Below are 21,904 nucleotides of genomic sequence, written 5' to 3' on the forward strand. Positions count from 1 at the left end.
AACTTTACAAAGAATTTATGGATAGCAGTATATTCGCTGTATGTTTACTCATTTTGAAAAAACAAGATAGATTAATTCTTTAAGGGCAATGAATAGGGCAATTATGCCAGCCTATAAGCAATACAACCACTTCATAGATAAACTTTATGCAGTAAAAAAACATTTGTAAAGACTTGATGGATATTTATGTAAGCTGTTTCAAAGCTTTCAGCAACAATTAATTCTTGCTTTGAATAATAATAATTAGTTTTCAGAACGATCCGCCACTGGTAATACTAAGATTGTGTGATTTTAGTATGAACTTTATGAAAGGGAACAGAGGGAAAACCTCTCTTCTATTTCTCTCTCCTAAAAGGAGAGAGACTTTGAATTTCCCCCTTCCCGATGCGGGAAGGGGGTTAGGGGGTTAGGTTTTTGGTAGACTTTTCCACATAACCTGAATTGTCAGGAAAACGAAGTCATCCACAAGAACAGAAGTTTAAGCGGAGGCTTCCTCCGATCCAAACTTTGGGGGTAAGGCTTTAAACCTTTAGTTCTTTTGATGAATTAATTTGACTAGACTTTACTATTTTCTTAATAAACTTTAGCTATACTTATTATTACCTGTATTAGTCTCAACTACTGAAAGCAGGCTGGTATTTTTTAGTTTCGGTATCTGGCGAGTTGTAATTATTAAACTTGACATTAAATGTTAAGAAATTGAATTATGAAATTCTTTTCCATCACCTTAGTTGTTCTCATTAGCCCACTCATTCTTCCCCAGAGTACCTATGCTAACCAAGAAAATGTTCCCATGACAAGAGGCGATCGCAATCAGGCTGGAGTTTTATTGACGGAACCAGCCACGATTAACACTACATGGAATAATTTTATTGGACAGACTAATAATCCAAAACAAACTGCTGAATCAATTTCACTAGTGCAGGAGAGAGGATGCCAAAAGATTAACCCGCTTGAATTCATCAATAACCCAGAGGCTTTCTTTAAGCAATGTCAAAAGCCAACAAATACCCACAGTTCTCAAAGTACTGAGCCAATTGAGTATCTTAAGGTTCCTAAACTCGATTCTGGTATTAGTGTGACAGTTACTAAGTTTTGATATATAGGAATCCGATTTGATTGTTGAATAACTCGTAGAGAGAGGGAACTTCTTTACAGAGAAAAAGGAATAAAGGTGTACTAAGTATAGCTTTGCATAAAATTGTGGCCAATTGAGGGTTGAAATTTAAATGCATAGGCGCAACTCTTGGAGACGCACTCGCGTTCGCCTTGCCGCAGGGTAGGTTCGCACAAAGTAAACGCAAAGGGCTACAGAGAATTCGCTACCGCACACCTGGATGCGCTTTAGCGAGGGCTGACAATTAGGATATTGGTGGCGATCGCAGGTGTTGCTGTCTTGCCAAGTATTACCCTTGGTGTTAATGTTACCACTGTTACTAGTTTTAAGTCCAAAAAATGTTTTCAGGAGTAATCACATTGATAATACGGCATTCAATGCAGATGTCTGCGTACAGTATGACATAAGTGCTATTGTCACAGATCCCTGCGTCTTTGTCATCCTAAATCTTTAATTACAAGTCTTTGACCGGATTCCTGAAGAAAGCTGTTCTTGAGCAGGGGAAGCAGGAGAAGTGCTTTCTTTGATGCCTAACGATCACTCGCCATGTACCCAGGTTGATATGATTGGATCATCTAGCAAAAAATTTAGAGGTAAGTAATGGATATTTTATATAGAAATCCTACTTGAATCTTGCTCAGTATACTGAGAAGTCAAGCTTTGTATGTCAAGCTTCTAGGCAGCTTGATTGTTCAAAAATCAAATAGGAGTCCTATATTACGCGCCTAAAGTCACAGCGAAACACTTTAACAACCTCTTAAAAGCAACCGACGAGGAGGCTATGATGTAACTCATTTGATTAGGAAATGCTATAATCCAATACTGTTAAAACTTGAATAAATCAATCTTTTGCAACTTAATAAAGCTTGAATTATTTGGATATTTGCTGTTAGTATTTTATCTTTTATTTAAGGGAACTATTGTTCCTTAAAATTTTGGTTTTATCTAAGGACTGCACTTAATAACTAAAGTCAACGTAATTGTGTTTAAAAATATAATATATGCAAAAATTCAGAAGAAAGGAGTGCAATTACTTCAAAGTATATGCTGATGAGGCTTTAGGTAATTGATTTGTGGCTGGTGATGATGTTAGTATTAAGGGGTGGGTTGATTTTGGGTTTATTATCTCCAACAATTAACTTGTAATGTATCATAGACAAAAATTCATTAGTGTTGCCAATTGATTGATTAGCAGTGTTGAATGGCTATGGGTATGAATATCTAGACTTGATACCAATAAATTGATGACGTTACAAAGGAGCAAATAACCGTGAGCAACTTAACATCTCCACATACCGAAGTTCAAAAAACGAAGAAAAAAAGTTTAGCCGCAGATAAAAAGCCTCGAGCTACAGATGATATTGTGCGTAGTTATCTGCAAGAAATCGGGCGTGTAGATTTGTTGACTCGCGAACAAGAGGTTATTTTTGCTCAACAGGTGCAGCTGATGATGAATTTACTAGCTGCTAAGGAAGAATTGGCTGTGAAATTAAATCACGAACCCACGCTGCAAGAATGGGCAGATCAGGTGGAGTTAAGTGTTGAGGTGCTAGAGCAACAGCTAAGTCAAGGACACCAAGCCAAGCAGAAAATGATTCAGGCTAATCTCCGGTTAGTGGTAGCAGTGGCGAAGAAATACCAGCACCGGAACCTCGAATTTATGGATTTAATTCAGGAAGGTACTTTGGGTTTAGAGCGAGGAGTGGATAAATTTGATCCCGCTCTTGGTTATAAGTTTTCTACTTACGCTTACTGGTGGATTCGTCAAGGAATTACACGAGCGATCGCTCAACAAGGGCGCACAATTCGTTTACCGATCCACGTCTTTGAGAAACTGAACAAAATTAAGCGGGTGCAGCGAGAATTATCTCAACAGCTAGGTCGCGTTCCCACTACTGTTGAAATTGCTAACTCGTTATCTTTGACACCCAGCCAAGTTAGAGAGTGTTTGTACTTAGCCCGTCAACCCTTCTCTTTAGAGGCGCGAGTTGGTGAACAACAGGATACAGAATTGCAGGACATACTGGAGGATGATGGCCCTTCTCCTGAAGATTACGCTGTTGAAGAATCTCTCCACCAAGACTTACAAGACTTATTGGCAAAGCTGTCTCCCCAGCAGCGAGAAATATTAACCTTGCGCTTTGGACTGACTGATGGATATGAACTTTCTTTAGCACAGATTGGCGATCGCATGGGTATTAGTCGAGAACGGGTGCGTCAGATAGAGCAAAAAGCTCTCAGTCTCCTCCGACGGCAGAAGGAACAAGTACGTAGTTATCTAGCTAGCTGAGGTTGTTTTCTCACAATTTAGAGCATTTAAACTCAGAAAGTCAAATAATTTTTGATTTGAGATTTGGGATTGATCGATAGATAAATCTAGGGATTGGGAAGTTTAGATTTGGGATTTTCGATTGATTCCACAGATAAATCTGCTTGCTCTCTACCATCAAGGAATTACTGCTCATTTTGGGCGAAAATAAACCTAAGTAATCTCTCTCAAAGATTTGATATGGGCACATCAAAGACAGTGCAACAATTGCAAGCGCAATGGGTGACTTCTGATAACTTTTGGCGTTATGGACAGGTGATTTTTGCTAGTGTTGATGGCAAAGGTTACGATGCGGAAGATGCCCAATTAAACCTCCAAAACGGGATTCCACGATTTTATGTTATGCGGTTGGAGAAGAGAGGGCGAAAGTTTCACAAAATTACTCGCCATGTGCAATGCACTCAATGTCTGGGTTCTTTGGAAGGGAAGGATTGGTTAATTGCAGTTTGTCCTCCTTATAATGATGTGAATGAACCAGCATTAGAAGAGATTGCTGCTTTCCGCATTCCGGGGAATTGTTTTATCAAGCTACATGAGGGTACTTGGCACGCTGGCCCCCATTTTGACCATGAAGTTGTGGATTTTTATAATTTGGAACTAGCTGATACAAATGTGGTGGATCATTTCACTCATGATTTTCTCAAGAGTCATCAATTAGAGTTTGAGATGGTTTAGGGAATACAATCTTGGATTTGGGATTTTGGATTGACCCCAGCAATCAAATCATTGGTTCTGTCAATTACAGCAGAAATCATCTATTTTGTTCCACATCTGTCGTAGTAGGGGCCTTGTGCCCCTACCCTGTGGTCTATTTACCTGAAAATTGCTGTAATTTTAGACTTCTAGGACTCATGGAGGAATCACGAACCGCAGAGGCACAGAGGACGCAAAGAAATCAGAGTTTGAGACAATACTGTTCGGTTAAGAATATTCGTCGGTTGGTTTGAGGAACGAAACCCAACATTTTCTTTCTCTTTGTTGGGTAACGCTTACACTCAACCCAACCTACACATTTTTATTTTTAGTCTTAACCGAACCGTATTGAGTCGAGGTACGAATTACGAATTATTTAACCCAAGACGGATTTTAAATCACTTTCTGCTTGTCTCAATGCATCTGGTAATTTACTCGCATCGCGTCCGCCGGCTTGGGCTAAGTTCGGTCTTCCACCGCCGCCACCACCGCAGATTTTAGCGATCGCACCCACAAATTTACCAGCTTGCAGTCCTTTTTTGTTGACTTCTGGGCTGAAAGCCGCAACTATGCTAACTTTCCCTTCTTCAGGAACAGAACCCAGCACCACTGCACCGTTAACGATTTTTTGCAATAAGCGTTCGGCTGCGGTTTTTAATGATTGTGGATCAACATCTTCTAATTGGGCGACGATAATTTGATGATTGCCTACTGTTTCTACTGTTTGTAGCAAGGTGTCAGATTTGGCGATCGCTAACTGTACCTTCAATGTTTCTAATTCTTTTTGGCTATTTCTCAGTTCGTTTTGCAGATTTGTGACTCTATCTGGTAATTCTTCGGGTTTAACTTTAAAGCGATCGCTCAAATCTTTAACTACTTTATCCCGCAGGTTGAGATAATCTAGTATTGCCGGCCCTGAAACAGCTTCGATGCGTCGCACACCAGAAGCCACACCAGCTTCGGAAATAATTTTAAATACGCCAATTTCAGCTGTATTACTGACATGAGTTCCGCCGCATAGTTCCATTGATACGCTAGGAAAGTCAATCACCCGCACTTGGTCGCCGTATTTTTCGCCGAACATGGCAACAGCACCCCTAGCTTTCGCCTCTGCTAAAGGTAATACTTCTATTTTCGCAGCATGAGCCTCAGCAATCCAAGTGTTCACCTGTTCCTCAATTTGTTGGACTTCCTCTGCTGTCAACGCACGGGGACAGTTGAAGTCAAAGCGCAATCTGTCAAAGGAAACTAGGGAACCAGCTTGAGATATGCTATCATCAACAATTTTTTTCAGCGCCGCTTGTAGCAGGTGCGTTGCGGTATGGTTAGCTTGGGCGCGACGCCGACAACCAGGATCAATTTGGGCATTGACATTATCACCTACGCGTAGTGTACCACGTTCGATGCGTCCGAAGTGAACGAAGAAATCAGATTCTTTTTTAACGTCTTCCACCCGAATAACAATACCATCACCAGAGATATAACCGCGATCGCCGATTTGTCCCCCGGATTCAGCATAAAATGGCGTTTTGTCAAGGACAATTTGCACTTCTGTTCCTGCTTCTGCTTCCTCTTGGGAAACACCTTCTACCAAAATCGCTTCGACTTTTGCCGTTGTCGCAGGTTGGGTATAGCCTAAAAATTCGGTGGCGTGGATGTGTTCTGCTAATTTGTCGAGGGAACCTTGCACAGTTAAATCGATGGTTTCATGTGCTGCTTTGGCACGTTCCACCTGTTTTTGCATTTCGGCATTGAATCCAATTTCATCGACTGTCAGATTATTTTCCTCGGCAACTTCTTGAGTAAGTTCCAGGGGAAATCCGTAGGTATCGTAAAGGGTAAATGCGCTTTCACCACTAATTTGAGTTTCCCCTTGTTGTTTAACCTCTTGGATGATTTCTTCTAGAAGTTTTTCACCTCTATCGAGAGTTCTGAGGAAATTGGATTCTTCCCGTTGCAACTCCGCTTTAATTGCTGCTTCTCGTTGCCGCACATTGGGGTAAGCTGATTCGGAAAGAGCGATCGCAGTTTCAGCAATTTGGGTGGTAAATTCGCCAGAAATACCAATTAATCGCCCATGACGCACCACCCGCCGAATTAACCGCCGCAGCACATAACCGCGTCCCACGTTGGAGGCGCGAATTTCATCGGCGATCATGTGGACAACAGAACGAACGTGATCACCAATAACTTTTAGGGAAGTTTTGGTTTTTTCATCACTTTTGTGGTAATCAATGGCAGCAATTTGGGCTGCTGTTTGGATAATTGGAAAAATCAGGTCAGTTTCGTAGTTATTCGGCACTTTTTGGAGTATTTGCGCCATTCTCTCCAAACCCATGCCGGTGTCGATGTTCTTGTTTTGCAGTGGCGTTAAATTGCCGGAAGTATCCCGGTTATATTGCATGAAGACGAGATTGTAAAACTCGATGAACCGGGAATCATCTTCTAAATCTATATTGTCGTCACCGCGTTCTGGGTGGAAGTCGTAATAAATTTCGGAACAAGGGCCACAAGGGCCAGTCGGCCCCAATGCCCAAAAGTTATCATCTTCGCCCAAGCGTTTAATTCTTGCTACCGGCACACCAATTTGATCGCGCCAGATAGCAAAGGCTTCATCATCCTCTTCAAAAACACTGACAACCAGGTTGTTTGGGGAAAAGCCAAAGACTTGTGTAGAGATTTCCCAACCCCAAGCGATCGCCTGTTCTTTAAAATAATCACCAAAGCTGAAATTGCCCAGCATTTCAAAAAACGTGTGATGCCGTTTGGTGCGTCCGACATTTTCGATATCGTTGGTACGGATACACTTTTGTGAAGTCGTAGCCCGCTTAAATTCTGGTGTGCGCTGCCCTAAGAATATCGGCTTAAATGGTAGCATCCCCGCGATCGTCAGCAGCACGGTTGGATCTTCTGGCACGAGAGAGGCACTTGGGAGAATTTGGTGATCTCGTTGGGCAAAGAAGTTGAGAAATATGTTGCGAATTTCGTTACCGCTTAGGTACTGGGGATTTGAATACATAGATGTTTTTAATTTTAGACTTGGGCGTAGCGGCACTAGATAAGTGTATTTTCATAAATAGCTTTATATATTCTTGCATTTTGTTTTATATTACTGCCAGCGAATTTTGCTAGTTGGTGAGCAAAATGCAGTGATTTGCACGCTTTTACACCATAATCTGACTCTGGCAGGATGCGCCGCAGCGACGCCCATCGTAGGCATCGCTTTTCATAGCTTAATATTAATCCTTAAGAAATACTTTAAAATTCCTATACTGAGGTAACAAATGGCACTAAAACTGAAAGTATCAAATATTGCTTGTGAGGGGTGTGCAGAAATAATTACTGAGTCTATCCACGTTATGGAACCTGATGCCAAGGTGGATTTGATCTTAAGGCTAGAGTAGAACTGTCACGGTGCAATCCGCAGCTTCTGAGGAGTTAATCAAACAGATAATTGTTGCTGTTGGTTACACTGTTGAAGGTTATTGATCCGATTCTAGCTTTTCACAGAAGTTAAAATTTTAATATCTCAGGCGACGCTAACAAAATTTTTTATATTTATTCCGTCCTTTCTATAGGCGGAATCAAATTGATTTACCCACATTAGGGGCAGGTTTTGACATCGAGTTTTTTATTTAGCTTTGTTTTCTAGATTTATGGGGTTGTGCCAGATTAAAACAAAGATGTCAATTCAGTAAAGAAACAAACGCACATAAAGTCTAAGTAAAGACATTTGGTTTCTGCTGCTAACACATTGTCAATCAAAGTTTTATACCTCACTTAAATTGTGAACTTTTTACCCGATAAATTCGCTATGTAATTGTAGGGTATCTTAGTGTCACAACGCTACTAACCATAGTAAGAGGGAGTTTTGCTGTCTATTTGATTTGCATTGTTTTTTGCAATTCAACTCCTAATTTAATACTTGGTCAAAGCCTAGTTCCTCAAGAAAATGGCTGAAGTTTTGTATGGAAAATAAAATTTTTCATTCAATGAGAAAATCTTGGCTTTGATAATTTGATAAAAATTTTTATAATTTCTTTATTTTTTCTCTTTTAAAAGAAATTTGCCCAACTAATATGACCTTTCTTAAAAAATTTTTATTTTGGTAATTTCATCAGGATAATAACACCTAAGAAACCACAGGAAGAGTTTTTATACATCCAAATAATATTCAGTATTTTTACTGTTTTAAAAATACTCTGTAAAGAAGACATTAGTTGTCATAAGTGAAGGTTTAAGAAACTGCAATAGGAAATATAAAGCCTTCAAAGGAGATGAAAATTGGAAAAAGATTGTAGATTCGGTGTAAAAAAAATCATATATCAATAAATATAACTCAGCCTAAAACATCTGATTGAGTGTTAGGCAACAAGAGCAGTAAGTTTGACTAGGTTAATATTTTGAAAATAAAAAATAAAGCAATGAAGATTTCTATTCTGGTCTTTGGAAAAAATAATTTTATCGCCACACTTCCAGATCAGATCCTTTATGCGACTGCTTTTAGTGTAGAAGTTATGGACAATCTAAATCAGGCAGTGTCGCGGATTAAAATAACACCCCCCGATATAATACTTGTACAGGCTAGCCTAGATGGAAGTATGGAACTGTGCGCTTGGTTGAGAGACCAAGCAAAGCTATCCTGCATATACTGTATTCTTTTTGAGGATCGTTTGCAGCAGCTTAATGATAGAAATAAGTATGGTTGGCAGAGGGAATTGGAGATGAGCGCTGCTGCACTAAAACAAGGGACTGATGCTTATATTTGGCATCTTATTGAAGAAAAAACAGACTATAGCTCGGCAGAGTTGACCGCTAATCATGGTTTAATACTTGCTCAATTAAGTGTTGGCTTGCGGAAAGCACAAAAATACCGAGATATGATTCGGGCAAATGATATGTTATCAGCGATCGCCTTAGCAGATTCCTTGACAGAATTAAATAATCGTCGTGCTTTAGAATGGGATTTACCCAGACAAATTAAAAGAGCTAAAACTCACAAAACTTCCCTGAGTTTAATTATTCTGGATGTGGATCATTTCAAGAAAGTTAACGATACTCACGGCCATTTAGCAGGCGATCGCGTCTTGCAACTACTGTGTCAGCGTCTGCGCCACAATCTGCGCTGTCAAGATACACCATTCCGCTATGGTGGCGAAGAATTTGTAATTCTTCTAGCTAACACTACCGATGACGAAGCACTATTAGTCGCCCGTCGTCTCAATCGCGTAGTCAGCGACGAACCATTTGCACTCAACAATAAACTGACAATTCATATCACCATTAGTCTGGGTACAGCCTGTCTGCAAGCTGGAGATGACGAGCAAGGACAGAGTTTGCTGCATCGTGCTGATCAATGTCTGTTACAGGCTAAAAGTGCTGGGCGGAATCGGGTTATTGACTCGAACTGTGTATCTCATATCTCACATTTGAAAGCTGTTTCTTCATAACTCTTAACTCGATCTGCTAATAAGCTGTTGGGTAAATTACCTTTTATTCGTGAACAACGCCAAAGAGCTAAAGCTGTGCTTTGTCTCCCCTGAGAGCAAGCAGCTATCCATTATTTACATTTTTGTTAAGATTGATACAAGTTACTTATAGTACTTACGCAAGTGTCACAAAAAATAAAAGCTTTTAGTTTGTAGTCAGGGCTGAAGCCCTGATGAAAGAGGACTTTAGTCCTCTCTTCTCTTCTTAGGCTGCACTTCAACTAAGCTCAGTGACCACGCCAACGAGACGCACTCGCGTTCACTACAAACTCGAAATAATATGCCAGTTGCGTAAGTCCTAACTTATATTAAAGTAAAAGCACCCACATTACCACGATGGTATATGAGTGCTAATAAATAAAAATATTAGCGAGGATAATCTATCTGCTATGACAGACCGAAGTAACTATAAGAATAACAGCCCTTGAGTAAATAAACTGCAAGGGTAGTTACAAATGTTTTGTTAAAAATATTACTTACTGTAAATGTGATGCTTGACTTAGGCAAAATCCAATCCAATCTATTGCTCAATCCTATTACTCGACCGACCCAAAAACGAACCGCAAACGCGAGTGCGTCTCCCAAGGGGAAAAGGACGCAAAGGAAAAAGAGTTTCAGAGAGTTTTTGCGTAATATCATGTCCGGGTAATTAGGGTTTACTGAAAGAGACGCGATATTTCGCGCCTCTAAGAACTAAAATCAAAATTCTAAGTGTTAGCTTAAATCTTTGTCTGTAGATATTGCACCAACTGCGGTGCTTGCATCACTCCCTCTATCCGCTCTACAGGCTGACCCTGCTTAAATAGTACTAAGGTTGGCAGAGAGGCAATTTTATACTGAGTGGCCAAATCTGTGTATTTTTCTGTGTCGATTTTGACAATCCGTAAGCGATCGCTAAGTTGGGCATTGACTTGCTCTAAAATGGGCACCATCATTTGACAAGGGCCACACCAGTCAGCGTAAAAATCTACTAATACAGGTACATCAGAAGCAAACAGCATCTCTTCAAAGCTCTTAAATTCCTTTTTAGTTGCCATGCGACACATACCGATTTTCAATTGTTTGTTTCAATAGTAATTCTTAGAAAATAAAATCGGTATAGTTCATGGGTTTTTGTTGGAAAAATATTAGATTAGTCAATCTAGACTGATTTGACAGGCAAAAATCTTAAATAATTATAATAAAATACGTATATTGTTTTAGTTTGTGCATATGCATTAAATATGTATTTAAACCTATCTTGAGCAACCAAATAATTATATAAGCATCTACGAGAGTGATGTCTACGACGGGCGTAGTTGCAACACTTATTAGTCTATTCCAATTAGTGAGGAAATTGCACAGGATATAAAAAAAATGAGGACGCCAAATAAAATCCCAGCAAGATTCTCATCCTGTAAGAGTTAGATTTTATCCAGACAATATTCAGATGTTCCCGAAATCACCATAAGATAATTAGCGCGGTATTTCTCAAATTGAGGAACATTAAATGACACTATTACAAGATAAAGTCGCAATTGTCACAGGTGCATCACGAGGAATTGGTCGAGCGATCGCCATTGAATTAGCTACACAAGGAGCGATCGCAGTTGTCAACTATGCCAGTTCGAGTGCAGCTGCTGAGGCAGTTGTTACAGAAATTACAGATGCGGGAGGTCAGGCGATCGCTGTCCAAGCCGACGTTTCTAAAATCGATCAAGTAGACGCACTAGTTAACGCCGTCATCGAAAAGTTCAGCCGTGTGGATATCTTAGTCAACAATGCAGGTATTACCCGTGACACCCTGCTTTTGCGTTTGAAGCCAGAAGATTGGCAAGCTGTGATAGACCTTAATTTAACTGGTGTTTTTTTATGTACACGGGCCGTCAGTAAAATTATGCTGAAGCAGCGATCGGGGCGGATTATCAACATTACCTCCGTTGCTGGGCAAATGGGCAATCCAGGTCAGTCAAACTACAGCGCCGCCAAAGCAGGTGTAATCGGCTTCACCAAAAGCGTTGCTAAAGAATTTGCTACTCGCGGGATCACCGTTAACGCCGTCGCCCCTGGATTCATCGCCACCGATATGACCAGCGATCTCAACAACCCCGAAGATATTCTCAAATACATCCCACTCGGTCGCTTCGGTCAACCTGAAGAAGTCGCTGGAATGGTGCGCTTTCTCGCCGCCGACCCCGCCGCCACCTACATCACCGGACAAGTATTTAACGTCGATGGCGGCATGGTAATGGCGTAAATATAGCGGTTCTTCCTTGGATGCAACACAGTTTAACCTCTCTTCCTTTAAGGAGAGAGGCTTTGAATCAGTGAACAGTTATCAGTTATCAGTTATCACAGTTTCGGTCGGGGATTTGAAAGAGACCTTAACACGCCATTTTTAGAAATGGGGGACTCTAACTCCCAACGGAAAAATTAACTGATAACTGAATAATGCGGATACTTGATAAGTCAATACAGTTCAGAGGATGTTTGAAAAGTATTTGACTGTGATTTTAGGCACTTGTTGATCCCCCCTAACCCCCCTTTTAAAAGGGGGAACCGGAATCAAAGTCCCCCTTTTTAAGGGGGATTTAGGGGGAGCTGGAACGTTTTGATACCAAAAAGAGGACTTTTCAAACATCCTCTCAGTTAAGCATTTCCTCCTTCTCTCTTCTCTCTGTGTTCTCTGCGCCTCTGTGGTTCGTAAAAAAAAGAGTTTCAGCCCTTTTGTGAACCGTATTACTTGATAATGCGGATACTTGTTGAATCTTACTCCCCAACGCTACAAAGGTTGGGGTTGTGGGTTAGGTCTGTATTGCACTCAAGTGAGAAGGGCTATATAGGGCTTCTCACTTGGGTGCAGTACGTTTTGACCTTCCAACGATTTTTGAATTTTGAATTGTTTAATTATTGGGAATCATCTGCTAAATCAGGTAATAATACTTACCTTGCCTGTATCCAAGTCGTAACGACCCCCCACAATTTTCAATTTGCCCGATCGCACCTGCTTAGTTAATAGCTTGGAGTGCTTCAAGCGTTCAATTTGATATTGCACATTTGCCACCACAGCATTTTCAACCGCGTCACCCGGAAGACCCTTGACCTTTTTTACGGCTGGCTTAATTGCCCGAACAAAAGTACTAATATCACCAGGTAATAATTCATTTTTTACAGCTGCGGTTACAGCCCCACAACGCTCATGACCCATCACCATCAACAGAGGAGAACCTAACAAGACAACCGCATATTCAATACTGCCGATCGCTTCACGTGTAGCAATATTTCCAGCAATCCGAACATCAAAAATATCGCCAATGCCTTGATCAAAAACAATTTCTGTGGGTAGTCGTGAATCCGCACAAGTAAGAACAGTTGCAAATGGATGTTGAACTTGAGCAACTTCCTGCAACCGCAGCGCAGATTGATCGGGGTATTGGGGTTGATGATCAACAAATCGCTGATTTCCCTCTATCAGCTTTTGCAACGCTTCTTCAGGACTCAGGGATTGAGTGGGTTCTGGGTGCATTTCGGCAGCTTTAGCCTGTTTAACCTGCCAAAGTAGATCGCTGGCAGTTAGCATCATTCCAAAGGCCCCAGTCATTCCCAACTTCAAAAAGTCACGACGTTCTATGAAATGCTTCATATCGACGCAATACATCTGACAGAGCGAATTTCCATCACATCGGAAACGTAGCAAGTACCTCCGAACTTATTGAGGAGTGGTCTCAGATTTTCGACAACAGGCTTGAGTTCTTCTGGCATACAAAATGCCAGGATGTAAACATTATCAAGCATGGTCATGTCTAAATCTTCTGTGGTTCCTCGTAATCCTTTACCAACAACGTTTCTAATTACGGCATGGCTATGTACACCCGACTTGTCTAAACTATCTAAAATTTTGGCAAGTTCAAAGGAGTTGGCAATAATTTCTATCTTTTTAACTACGTGCATATTATTACCTCCAAAATAGGTTAATTCCGTAGAGATATAACGGAATCCCCACAATAATATTGAACGGAAATGTCACTGCTAGAGCGGTAGAAACATACAGGCTGGGATTTGCTTCGGGAACAGTTATCCGCATCGCCGCCGGGACAGCAATGTAAGAAGCACTGGCACACAATACAGCGAATAATAGCGAATTTCCTTGAGGCATACCGATGAATTTGGCAATCACCAACCCAATGCCTGCATTGAGTATTGGAATTAGTATCGCAAATAAAACCAGGAAAACTCCGGTTTTTTGTAAGTCTTTAATTCTTCTGGCAGCGACTAGTCCCATATCGAGTAAAAAGAAGGTGAGAATGCCATAAAATAACCCTTGAGCAAAGGGTTCTAAGACTTGCCAACCGTGTTCTCCTGTCAATACGCCGATCAAGAGGCTACCGACTAGGAGAAAAACTGAACTATTAAGAAATGCTTCTTGCAAAACTTCCGGCCAAGAAAACTCTCGCTTTTCATCGACGGTGAATATACTCACCAAGATCAGACCAACGATGATCGCTGGAGATTCCATCAGGGCAAGGGCTGCTACCATGTAGCCATCAAATGCAATACCAAGTTCCGTGAGAAAAGCACTAGCGGTGATGAAAGTGACGGCACTGATAGAACCGTAGGTTGCTGCGATCGCAGCAGCATCGTACGTATCCAATTTCCATTTCAGGATGAAAAAGGTGTAAATTGGCACAAAGCAAGCCATCATCATTGCTGCCAGCAGTGTTAGAACTACTTCCTGAGTGACACCACTTTTGATTAGTTCTACCCCTCCTTTAAAACCAATGGCAAACAGCAAATATAACGAAAGGAGTTTGGGTACTGGTGGGGGAATTTCTAGGTCAGACTTGACAAAAACAGCAGTCATGCCTAAAAAGAAAAACAGGATTGGCGGATTCAAAATGTTGGATACAATTAAGCTAAAATCCATATCCACCCCTCTTTATACTGGTAAAACCTGCAATTAAAGAAGTTTTTCATCTTTAAAAATTTAACGGTTGAATCATGATGTATCGTCTATTGCTACACAATGTCAATTGGGTACTCAAGAAGTCAATAATCCTATTGGTCACTATACTCTCAGTTAGGTATGTAGAGCGTTTTTCAAGGAAATAAACCACGGGCTAGGGACTGTTTTCAAAGTCTTAGATCCCCCCAACCCCCCCCCAATTTATCGGCTATGGTGTATACACAAGTCGGCAGACCTCTCCCCAAACCCCTCTTCGACGCACAGAGGGGCTTTGAAGATTGGCTGCCCAACCCTTGAAGGGTTGGGGCTGTTCTTGTTAGGGTGTTAGCTTTTTTCGTGTGCTTTTGCAGATGACCTGAATTGTCGGACTGTTGATAACAGAAGAATTTTAGACCTTGCCCGCCATCTTTTAGTGTTTGATTCCCGTCGCTGATTTTACGACACAACGCGCAGGAGTAACTAGTGGCTAACTTTTCTTTGGAGAAAAGTTAGGATGAACCACACCGTTTTGGAATGTGCCCTTGGCTGACAGCATAGCTTTTTATTGGTTCTACATAAATCATGATAGAGTAGCATTCTGGTTAATAATATTGCCAGACAATCTTTGTTCACCAAGTTTCGTTAGGATGTTGTAACCTGGGCAATAGCGACTCTCTTATTGATGTGACGCCAGGCGCGATCGCTTTTTCACATCCATGACAACAACCATTGACTTTCTCAGTCATCTTAACCCCAGCCAACGTCAAGCTGTCGAACATTACTGCGGCCCGTTGCTAGTTGTTGCTGGCGCAGGTTCCGGTAAAACACGAGCGCTGACTTATCGCATTGCGAATCTGATTCTGAAACACCGTGTTGATCCAGAAAATATCCTGGCGGTTACTTTTACCAATAAAGCCGCGCGAGAGATGAAAGACCGGATTCAACGGCTGTTTGCGGAACAACTAGCGATGAAACAACACGGTCAGAAGTTGGATTTGTTGACAGAATATCAACAAACGCAATTGCGATCGCAAGTTTACAAAAACACTATCAAAGATTTATGGTGTGGCACTTTCCACAGTTTATTTTCTCGCATTCTCCGCTTTGATATTGAAAAATACGTAGACGAAAAAGGACGCAAGTGGAATCGCAATTTCTCTATCTTTGATGAGTCAGATGTGATGACTCTGATCAAAGAAATCGTCAATAAACAGTTAAATTTAGACGATAAAAAGTTTGATGCCCGCTCTGTCCGCTACGCTATTAGTAACGCTAAAAACCAAGGTTTATCCCCCCAAGAATTTGAGCAAGAACAACCCAATTATCGCGGACGGGTAATTGCCCAAGTATACAATTTATATCAAGATAAGTTAGCACAAAACAATGCTCTCGACTTTGACGATCTTATTCTTGTACCTACTAGATTATTTCAACAAAACGAGCAGGTATTGGGTTACTGGCATCGCAAATTTTGCCATATTCTTGTAGATGAATATCAGGATACTAACCGGACTCAGTATCAACTCATTAATTTATTAGTTACTAATGGCGAAACCAAAAAAAGCGCATGGGAATGGCAAAATCGCTCAGTTTTCGTTGTCGGCGATGCAGACCAATCAATTTACAGCTTTCGGATGGCAGATTTTACCATCTTGTTAGGATTTCAGGAAGACTTCGGTGATGGTTTGGTAGATGATGACACCCGAACGATGGTTAAGCTGGAAGAAAACTATCGTTCTTGTGAAAACATTCTGCAAGCAGCTAATGAATTAATTGAAAATAACACCCAACGGATTGATAAAGTCCTGAAAGCAACGCGGGGGCCGGGTGAGCAAATTACTTGTCACAAAGCCGATGAAGAACTTGCAGAAGCGGCATTTGTAATTAATCAGATTAGCACTTTAGAAAACCAAAATCCAGAGTTAAGCTGGGGAAATTTTGCCATACTTTATCGGACAAACGCCCAATCTCGTCCCTTTGAAGAATTGTTGGTGAAATATCAAATTCCTTACACAGTTGTGGGGGGAATGAGGTTTTACGATCGCAAAGAAATTAAAGATGTCGTAGCTTATTTAAGAGCGATCGCTAACCCATCTGATACAGTCAGTTTATTGCGAGTTATTAATACTCCCCGGCGGGGAATTGGCAAAACCACTATTGATGCTTTGGTGAACGCCTCGCAACAATTAGGGACAACTCTGTGGGAAATCCTCAGCGATGAAACATCAGTTAATACATTAGCCGGAAGGGCGACAAAAACTGTAAATAGCTTTGCCGAAATGATTAGCCGTTGGCAAGGACAAATTGCGACACTTCCCGTAACTGAGGTTTTGCAAGGAATATTAGAAGACTCTGGTTACGTTCAAGACTTGATGAATCAAGGCACAGATGAAGCCACAGAACGAGTACAAAACGTCCAGGAACTTTACAATGCCGCACTGCAATTTCAAGAAGAAAACCAAGAGGTTTCCCTGAGAGACTTTCTGAGTAGCGCTGCCCTCAGTTCCGATTTGGATAACTTAAAAGAAGGACAAACAGCCGTTTCATTGATGACTTTGCACGCTTCCAAAGGTTTGGAATTTCCCGTAGTATTTTTGGTGGGATTAGAACAAGGGCTATTTCCTGGCTACCGATCGCTAAGTGATCCCGCATCTTTGGAAGAAGAACGCCGCTTGTGTTATGTGGGGATTACTCGCGCCCAAGAGAGGTTATATTTATCACACGCGCGTGAACGCCGTTTGTATGGTTCTCGTGAACCTGCGATGCGATCGCAATTTCTCGACGAATTACCAGAAGAATTACTAACCACTCAACGCCTGAGTCGTCAAACTTATACTAAAAGTGCCTCTACTGCTAATGGAAAACAAGATACAAAGCAGAATTGGCAAGTAGGGGATAGAGTATTACATAAAACCTTTGGTCTTGGTGAAATCACCCATGTTTTCGGAACAGGTAATAAAATGTCTGTGGCAATTAAATTTGCCAGCTTGGGACAGAAAATTGTTGATCCAAGAGTAACGCAGTTGCAACGAGTAGAGTGATGTAGCCCAATACAGTTAAGATAAGCCCAAAACCCTCATGTAGAGACGCGATTTATCGCGTCTTAAAATACCAATTATCTACACCAATAACTGAACCATATTGTGACGTGAATTCGACGAACCTCTCCCTCCCAGCCTGCCTCTGGGAAACGGAAAGGGAGGAGCAACGAAAAATTCAGCTTTTGCTCCCCTCTCCGTGTCGGAGAGGGGTTGGGGGAGAGGTCAAATAATACTTGTCGAACTCACGTTATTGTGATAGAACCACAAATCCCCGATTTTTCCAAAAAGTCGGGGATGTTGTTTTCATATTTCCACTTCTTGAAAGTGTTCAACAGTGGGAAATGGCTCATAAAAATGATGCAGAAGTTTTTTCCACTCTTCATACTCAGCAGAATTTCTAAATCCTACAGTATGAGATTCTAAAGTTTCCCATCTAACAAGTAATAAGTATTTCCCTTGGACTTCTATACATTTTTGCAATTCATGGGATAAATATCCGTCCATTGAGGAAATAATTTTAGAAGCTTTTTTGAAAGTAGCTTCAAAATCTGATTCTAGACCAGGTTTAACAAGAAGCATCACAGCCTCAAGAATCATACTTCTTTGGTAAGAATTAAGTTAATACTATTTAGTATAATGCGAATCAAAAATAATTCTTGAGTAAATAGGTAATTGCAGCGCAAAAGGGAGTGTATTGGTCATTAGCATCTAACTCTTGATAACCTTCAGCAAGCAGTTGTATTTCTATTTCAGTCAAACCTTCAGTAGCCAGCAATGCACCATCAATTGCTTTTTTACGCATTTTTTGCAGTTTGTCAATGTCAAGTGCAAGCTTCTTAATTGTTGTTTCAGCAATAGCTTTTTTACCTGCATTATCTGTAGGTTTAATTTCACCAGAAGCAGGATATTTAAAAAAATCAGCACAGTTTATTTCCAAAGGTGAAACCATCAAATTTTCATCGTACCAATACTTTTTCTTATGTCCTTTCTGGTCTTCTAGCAACAACACCTTCGTCTGTTTTTTCTAGAATATAAATTCCTTCAGGCTTGACTTGGCTAATTACTTGGGGCGAATGGGTGGTAACAATAAATTGGCAATTGGGGAATGTTCTTGTCAACGCCGGAATAATTTCTCGTTGCCATTTAGGGTGTAGGTGGAGTTCAATTTCATCAATTAAAACAACACCGCTACCTTGGAGTGGATCTGGTAAACTAGGGTTGGCGATCGCCAATCGTCTTGCTAAATCTCCCACCATTGCCAGCAAACATTTTTCGCCATCAGATAGCTGATTTACTATCAGTTCTTCACCTTGTTTTATTACAGTCATTCTTAAAGGAGAACGACGAACCCGTAACTTTGAGAAACTAGGTATTAATGAAGATATAGCTTGTCTAACTGCTTCTAACTGTGAATCTTGGTAAGTACCATTGTCTCGTAGTAACTCACTCTCTCAGGACTTACGCAACTGGCACAAATAGCGGGCAGGGCGCAGCCCTGCCACGGGACAATTTAAATCAAACCAAGCACATCGGAATACTTGGGCGTTTTAGTTGCTGAATTAAATAATTAGACAGCAAATTATGCTTGATTTGATAAATAGTTTGACCAGTGGTAATAGTACCAAGGTACTATTTATTGGCGATCGCCCTGTGCTAGTGGCGTCGTTATTCAATACATCCGCACTAAAATTTAGCGATCGCCTGTGCCAGTTGCGTAAGTCCTGATCCTTTCAAACAACCGTCTAAAAGAACATTCTACTAAACCTGCATCTTGAGAGGAGGTGAGATTATAAATACAAAATGGACTGATGAAGAACTCGCAATTATTGAAGAAATGGCTTGTCTCAACACTGTTAAGCAAATAGCGTATCGGCTCAAAATCAAAGGATACACACGCTCAATATCAGCTCGACACCCCTTACTGCACAATCTGATTACACCCATTAGCATCAGGAGACGCTGTTTGTGTTGAGGCAGTTGTGAGTAGCAGTGAGTTAGGTGCTTGGCCTAAGCCATTACCTGTAGCAATTACATCAAAAATGACTCCGGCCGGGACTTGTTGATTGGCAACTTCTACTGTGATTGGTGGGTTGAAGGCATTATTGATCAATGGGTTAAATTGGTCAGGTAGAACTGGATTAAAGTTATATGTACCAGCCGTAAGTTCTGGGTAAGGAATAGCAGTTTTGGGTATCAGGTCTGTAATACGAGTTTCATCCACATTTGGGCTAGAGGATTTGCTAATACGGAAATCTATAACAGCACTAGTTTCCGAAAAGCGATACCAACGTCCTTTAAATTTACCTGGATTAGGCTGTGTTAAATCCTCTGGAATCACAAAGGGTGATTGATTAAATAATGGTTGACCTGAAGGGCCTTGTAGTGTTCCTGTTATTGCTACTGTATAAGCACTATTAGGCGCTCCTGTAAAGGTTCTAGAAGCAATTGTACTGAGAGTACCAGATTGCACAAAAAGTACCTGAATATTTCCTGGTGTTACATTTACATATTTACTGGCTTGACGAAAATCTACATTCTCCAAAACTTTTTTACCGTTGACAATGACATCAACTGGTGATGCAGTAGGAACCGCAGCGTTAATAACTCTTAATTTGGTAGGGCATTTTTGAGGGTTTAGAAGAGGATCTAGAAGAGAACTTACTAGGCTTCCAGTGGAAAATTCTTGTAAAGAGTTTGTAGATACTTGAGAATTGGCTAAACTTTTGTATGGATAACTAGTCAAACTAATTAAAGATAATGTCAAAGCACCTAAGAATAATCGTTTTGTTAGAAACATATCTTCCTCCTATCGTGAGACAACAATAACAAATGAGCAAGCTTTATTCTGCATAAAAAATGATGCGATAATCATCACAAAGATTTTTTATGTATAGGGCTATAGATATTGCAATGGTAGATATTCAAGTTGAGAAGACACGTTATTCTTTTTCTGTTGTTTTCCCAATCATTAAATAGTGTTGCTACCATGATTTGACCTTTGAAAATTAGTAGATTGTCAAAATGAATGAGCGCAGGCTTTGTCAACGTAAAAGACAACGGGCGCACAATAGTGTTCGCCTCAAGACATTAGACTTGGGCAGAATATTATTACAGCAGCACATATAGTGGCTGGCTTCAAGTGTCCAACGTGACAAATGCTTTGCTGGAAGCCGCTTGAAGTTTATCTATAGCGCACTTCATAGTTCTAATATTTCACGATTTTTAGGAGAATGCAAGGACAGTTAAGACAGTTAATAGCTATCATTAAAACAGTTAATATTATATTGGTTGCTTGATAAGAAAATTATATTTGTAATTATATATGCAGGTAGTTGACATAGTGAGCAGTATTCACTCCCGCACCAGAAACCACCGCCTCACCCAAGGCGCGTATACACAACCTCACCCGACATCGCAATCACGGGAGCGCAACGGTAATGGTACTTAAGGATAATGCCTTGACCAATGTCTTTTGGTTGTGCTGAATTTGGGTTAGGAGAAACGTTTCTCCTAAATTAATTTCCATGTGTCTCCTGTCGCAGACTCAGGCTATTGGCTTCAAACCATATTTATCAAACAGGCCATTTAACGCTTCAGCTAATAGGGCTTGAACTGTAGTGTCTTGCGAGAGTGCCAATTGCTTTAACTGCTTAGATACAGCCGGGTCAAAATGACCGGCGATCGCCTTTTTCCCCTGCCTGCTTGGTGGCAGTTCGGGTTTATCAGCAGACTGCACAAGGAGTGAAGAGTGTTCAGTTGTTGCTGTTTTCCCAGATGCAAGTTGTAGAGCGTCTGCAAGATTCTTTTTAGCCATAAAGTATGATGTCTTCTCAACTGATAATACAAGTTTACCTGTATACAATTAAAAATGTTTATATGCTAACTTGTTTACACATCCACTTGTAAAGTTGTTCAATTTCCTCGGCAGCCCTACCCGAAGGTTCATATTCTTGGGCTGTTTGTCCTGCTGTTAAGCTATGCACAAATGCCGCTCGTTGTCCTATTTGTATCGGGGCAACTGCAACTCCATAAGTGGCGATTGCTTCAATGGCCTCACTAGCTGAGGAACCGCGTGGACGAACAGCATTGAGGACAACAGTTACAGTTTTGTTAGCAAGTTTTACTAGGTCGATACTATCGCTGATTGCTCGTAGGTCGAGAATTGCAGGACGGTAGGGAATCAAAATTCAGTAGACCGAAAACTTTTGCGATCGCTAAAAAATAGTAGTGTACGATACCGTTTTTTGGGGAATATAAAAAAGCTGATTGCCTTAGCTCTATGATAAGTTTTATTTATTAATGAACCCCAAAAAC

Annotated in this window: 19 protein-coding genes and 1 pseudogene; 9 read left to right on the forward strand and 11 right to left on the reverse strand. The window is 40.8% G+C overall.

Annotation, left to right across the window (positions count from 1 at the left end):
- The first annotated feature begins 706 nt into the window (after window positions 1-706).
- The 4 genes from LC605_RS21420 to LC605_RS21430 all read left to right on the forward strand — a co-directional run bounded on the left by LC605_RS21420 (window position 707) and on the right by LC605_RS21430 (window position 4,121).
- The gene (locus tag LC605_RS21420) at window positions 707-1,099 is read left to right on the forward strand and encodes a hypothetical protein (protein ID WP_229549548.1); all 393 of its coding nucleotides are present in this window, start codon (window positions 707-709) and stop codon (window positions 1,097-1,099) included.
- A gap of 322 nt (window positions 1,100-1,421) precedes the next feature.
- Entirely contained in the window at window positions 1,422-1,571 is a 150-nt protein-coding gene (locus tag LC605_RS34200) for a DUF3172 domain-containing protein (RefSeq protein WP_369010365.1), read from the forward strand.
- 906 nt (window positions 1,572-2,477) lie between these two features.
- The gene (locus tag LC605_RS21425; RefSeq protein WP_229549562.1) at window positions 2,478-3,407 is read left to right on the forward strand and encodes an RNA polymerase sigma factor, RpoD/SigA family; all 930 of its coding nucleotides are present in this window, start codon (window positions 2,478-2,480) and stop codon (window positions 3,405-3,407) included.
- Window positions 3,408-3,626: 219 nt separating this feature from the next.
- Complete coding sequence (locus LC605_RS21430) at window positions 3,627-4,121, forward strand: ureidoglycolate lyase (RefSeq protein WP_229549549.1); 495 nt, start codon at window positions 3,627-3,629, stop codon at window positions 4,119-4,121.
- A gap of 394 nt (window positions 4,122-4,515) precedes the next feature.
- On the opposite strand, the gene alaS is transcribed toward LC605_RS21430, so the two are convergent.
- Window positions 4,516-7,158 (reverse strand): alanine--tRNA ligase, encoded by a 2,643-nt coding sequence (alaS, locus tag LC605_RS21435; protein WP_229549550.1) that lies wholly within the window; start codon window positions 7,156-7,158, stop codon window positions 4,516-4,518.
- A 265-nt stretch (window positions 7,159-7,423) separates the two neighbouring features.
- Between alaS and LC605_RS21440 the strand changes: the two are divergent.
- Both LC605_RS21440 and LC605_RS21445 read left to right on the forward strand, forming a co-directional pair.
- A pseudogene (locus LC605_RS21440) lies at window positions 7,424-7,628 on the forward strand (heavy-metal-associated domain-containing protein).
- Window positions 7,629-8,563: 935 nt separating this feature from the next.
- On the forward strand, window positions 8,564-9,589 hold the full coding sequence (locus tag LC605_RS21445; RefSeq protein ID WP_229549551.1) for a diguanylate cyclase: 1,026 nt from the start codon (window positions 8,564-8,566) through the stop codon (window positions 9,587-9,589).
- Window positions 9,590-10,347: 758 nt separating this feature from the next.
- Here LC605_RS21445 and trxA read toward each other — a convergent pair.
- Complete coding sequence (gene trxA, locus LC605_RS21450) at window positions 10,348-10,665, reverse strand: thioredoxin (protein ID WP_229549552.1); 318 nt, start codon at window positions 10,663-10,665, stop codon at window positions 10,348-10,350.
- Between the two features lie 452 nt (window positions 10,666-11,117).
- On the opposite strand from trxA, the gene fabG reads away from it, so the two are divergent.
- Complete coding sequence (gene fabG, locus LC605_RS21455; protein ID WP_229549553.1) at window positions 11,118-11,864, forward strand: 3-oxoacyl-[acyl-carrier-protein] reductase; 747 nt, start codon at window positions 11,118-11,120, stop codon at window positions 11,862-11,864.
- 672 nt (window positions 11,865-12,536) lie between these two features.
- Here fabG and LC605_RS21460 read toward each other — a convergent pair.
- Genes LC605_RS21460 through LC605_RS21470 form a run of 3 tightly spaced genes read right to left on the reverse strand, consistent with a single transcriptional unit; the run spans window position 12,537 to window position 14,531 of the window.
- Window positions 12,537-13,238 carry a carbonic anhydrase gene (locus tag LC605_RS21460; RefSeq protein ID WP_229549563.1) on the reverse strand — a complete coding sequence of 234 codons (702 nt, stop codon included), beginning with the start codon at window positions 13,236-13,238 and terminating at the stop codon, window positions 12,537-12,539.
- A gap of 8 nt (window positions 13,239-13,246) precedes the next feature.
- Window positions 13,247-13,558, reverse strand: a complete 312-nt coding sequence (locus LC605_RS21465; protein ID WP_229549554.1) for a P-II family nitrogen regulator — start codon at window positions 13,556-13,558, stop codon at window positions 13,247-13,249.
- Window positions 13,559-13,562: 4 nt separating this feature from the next.
- On the reverse strand, window positions 13,563-14,531 hold the full coding sequence (locus LC605_RS21470; protein WP_229549555.1) for a sodium-dependent bicarbonate transport family permease: 969 nt from the start codon (window positions 14,529-14,531) through the stop codon (window positions 13,563-13,565).
- Window positions 14,532-15,265: 734 nt separating this feature from the next.
- Between LC605_RS21470 and pcrA the strand changes: the two genes are divergently transcribed.
- Complete coding sequence (pcrA, locus tag LC605_RS21475; RefSeq protein ID WP_229549556.1) at window positions 15,266-17,590, forward strand: DNA helicase PcrA; 2,325 nt, start codon at window positions 15,266-15,268, stop codon at window positions 17,588-17,590.
- Window positions 17,591-17,893: 303 nt separating this feature from the next.
- Here pcrA and LC605_RS21480 read toward each other — a convergent pair whose 3' ends face one another.
- Genes LC605_RS21480 through LC605_RS21490 form a run of 3 tightly spaced genes read right to left on the reverse strand, consistent with a single transcriptional unit; the run spans window position 17,894 to window position 18,975 of the window.
- Window positions 17,894-18,187, reverse strand: coding sequence for an antibiotic biosynthesis monooxygenase (locus tag LC605_RS21480; RefSeq protein WP_229549557.1), 294 nt, complete (start codon window positions 18,185-18,187; stop codon window positions 17,894-17,896).
- A 46-nt stretch (window positions 18,188-18,233) separates the two neighbouring features.
- Window positions 18,234-18,599, reverse strand: a complete 366-nt coding sequence (locus LC605_RS21485; protein ID WP_229549564.1) for a hypothetical protein — start codon at window positions 18,597-18,599, stop codon at window positions 18,234-18,236.
- Window positions 18,568-18,975: an AAA family ATPase gene (locus LC605_RS21490; RefSeq protein ID WP_309143275.1), complete on the reverse strand. Its 408-nt coding sequence runs from the start codon at window positions 18,973-18,975 to the stop codon at window positions 18,568-18,570. Before LC605_RS21490 ends, LC605_RS21485 begins: the two co-directional genes overlap by 32 nt.
- Before the next feature lie 196 nt (window positions 18,976-19,171).
- On the opposite strand from LC605_RS21490, the gene LC605_RS21495 reads away from it, so the two are divergent.
- A complete protein-coding gene (locus tag LC605_RS21495; RefSeq protein ID WP_229549558.1) occupies window positions 19,172-19,315 on the forward strand; it encodes a hypothetical protein in 144 nt (47 codons plus the stop codon).
- A 193-nt stretch (window positions 19,316-19,508) separates the two neighbouring features.
- On the opposite strand, the gene LC605_RS21500 is transcribed toward LC605_RS21495, so the two are convergent.
- The 3 genes from LC605_RS21500 to LC605_RS21510 all read right to left on the reverse strand — a co-directional run bounded on the left by LC605_RS21500 (window position 19,509) and on the right by LC605_RS21510 (window position 21,774).
- Complete coding sequence (locus LC605_RS21500; RefSeq protein WP_229549559.1) at window positions 19,509-20,387, reverse strand: DUF4397 domain-containing protein; 879 nt, start codon at window positions 20,385-20,387, stop codon at window positions 19,509-19,511.
- A 747-nt stretch (window positions 20,388-21,134) separates the two neighbouring features.
- A complete protein-coding gene (locus LC605_RS21505) occupies window positions 21,135-21,404 on the reverse strand; it encodes a ribbon-helix-helix domain-containing protein (protein ID WP_229549560.1) in 270 nt (89 codons plus the stop codon).
- A 58-nt stretch (window positions 21,405-21,462) separates the two neighbouring features.
- On the reverse strand, window positions 21,463-21,774 hold the full coding sequence (locus LC605_RS21510; RefSeq protein ID WP_229549561.1) for a hypothetical protein: 312 nt from the start codon (window positions 21,772-21,774) through the stop codon (window positions 21,463-21,465).
- Window positions 21,775-21,904 lie beyond the last annotated feature (130 nt).

Source organism: Nostoc sp. CHAB 5836 (genome assembly GCF_020829445.1).
In the GTDB taxonomy this organism is placed as follows: domain Bacteria; phylum Cyanobacteriota; class Cyanobacteriia; order Cyanobacteriales; family Nostocaceae; genus Nostoc.

What these genes read in the sequence shown, in the direction of transcription:
- LC605_RS21420 (WP_229549548.1), top strand. Translation starts at nt 707, where the DNA reads ATGAAATTCTTTTCCATCACCTTAGTTGTTCTCATTAGCCCACTCATT.
- LC605_RS34200 (WP_369010365.1), top strand. Translation starts at nt 1,422, where the DNA reads ATGTTACCACTGTTACTAGTTTTAAGTCCAAAAAATGTTTTCAGGAGT.
- LC605_RS21430 (WP_229549549.1), top strand. Translation starts at nt 3,627, where the DNA reads ATGGGCACATCAAAGACAGTGCAACAATTGCAAGCGCAATGGGTGACT.
- alaS (WP_229549550.1), bottom strand. Translation starts at nt 7,158, where the DNA reads ATGTATTCAAATCCCCAGTACCTAAGCGGTAACGAAATTCGCAACATA.
- LC605_RS21445 (WP_229549551.1), top strand. Translation starts at nt 8,564, where the DNA reads ATGAAGATTTCTATTCTGGTCTTTGGAAAAAATAATTTTATCGCCACA.
- trxA (WP_229549552.1), bottom strand. Translation starts at nt 10,665, where the DNA reads ATGGCAACTAAAAAGGAATTTAAGAGCTTTGAAGAGATGCTGTTTGCT.
- fabG (WP_229549553.1), top strand. Translation starts at nt 11,118, where the DNA reads ATGACACTATTACAAGATAAAGTCGCAATTGTCACAGGTGCATCACGA.
- LC605_RS21465 (WP_229549554.1), bottom strand. Translation starts at nt 13,558, where the DNA reads ATGCACGTAGTTAAAAAGATAGAAATTATTGCCAACTCCTTTGAACTT.
- LC605_RS21470 (WP_229549555.1), bottom strand. Translation starts at nt 14,531, where the DNA reads ATGGATTTTAGCTTAATTGTATCCAACATTTTGAATCCGCCAATCCTG.
- pcrA (WP_229549556.1), top strand. Translation starts at nt 15,266, where the DNA reads ATGACAACAACCATTGACTTTCTCAGTCATCTTAACCCCAGCCAACGT.
- LC605_RS21480 (WP_229549557.1), bottom strand. Translation starts at nt 18,187, where the DNA reads ATGATTCTTGAGGCTGTGATGCTTCTTGTTAAACCTGGTCTAGAATCA.
- LC605_RS21495 (WP_229549558.1), top strand. Translation starts at nt 19,172, where the DNA reads ATGCTTGATTTGATAAATAGTTTGACCAGTGGTAATAGTACCAAGGTA.
- LC605_RS21500 (WP_229549559.1), bottom strand. Translation starts at nt 20,387, where the DNA reads ATGTTTCTAACAAAACGATTATTCTTAGGTGCTTTGACATTATCTTTA.
- LC605_RS21505 (WP_229549560.1), bottom strand. Translation starts at nt 21,404, where the DNA reads ATGGCTAAAAAGAATCTTGCAGACGCTCTACAACTTGCATCTGGGAAA.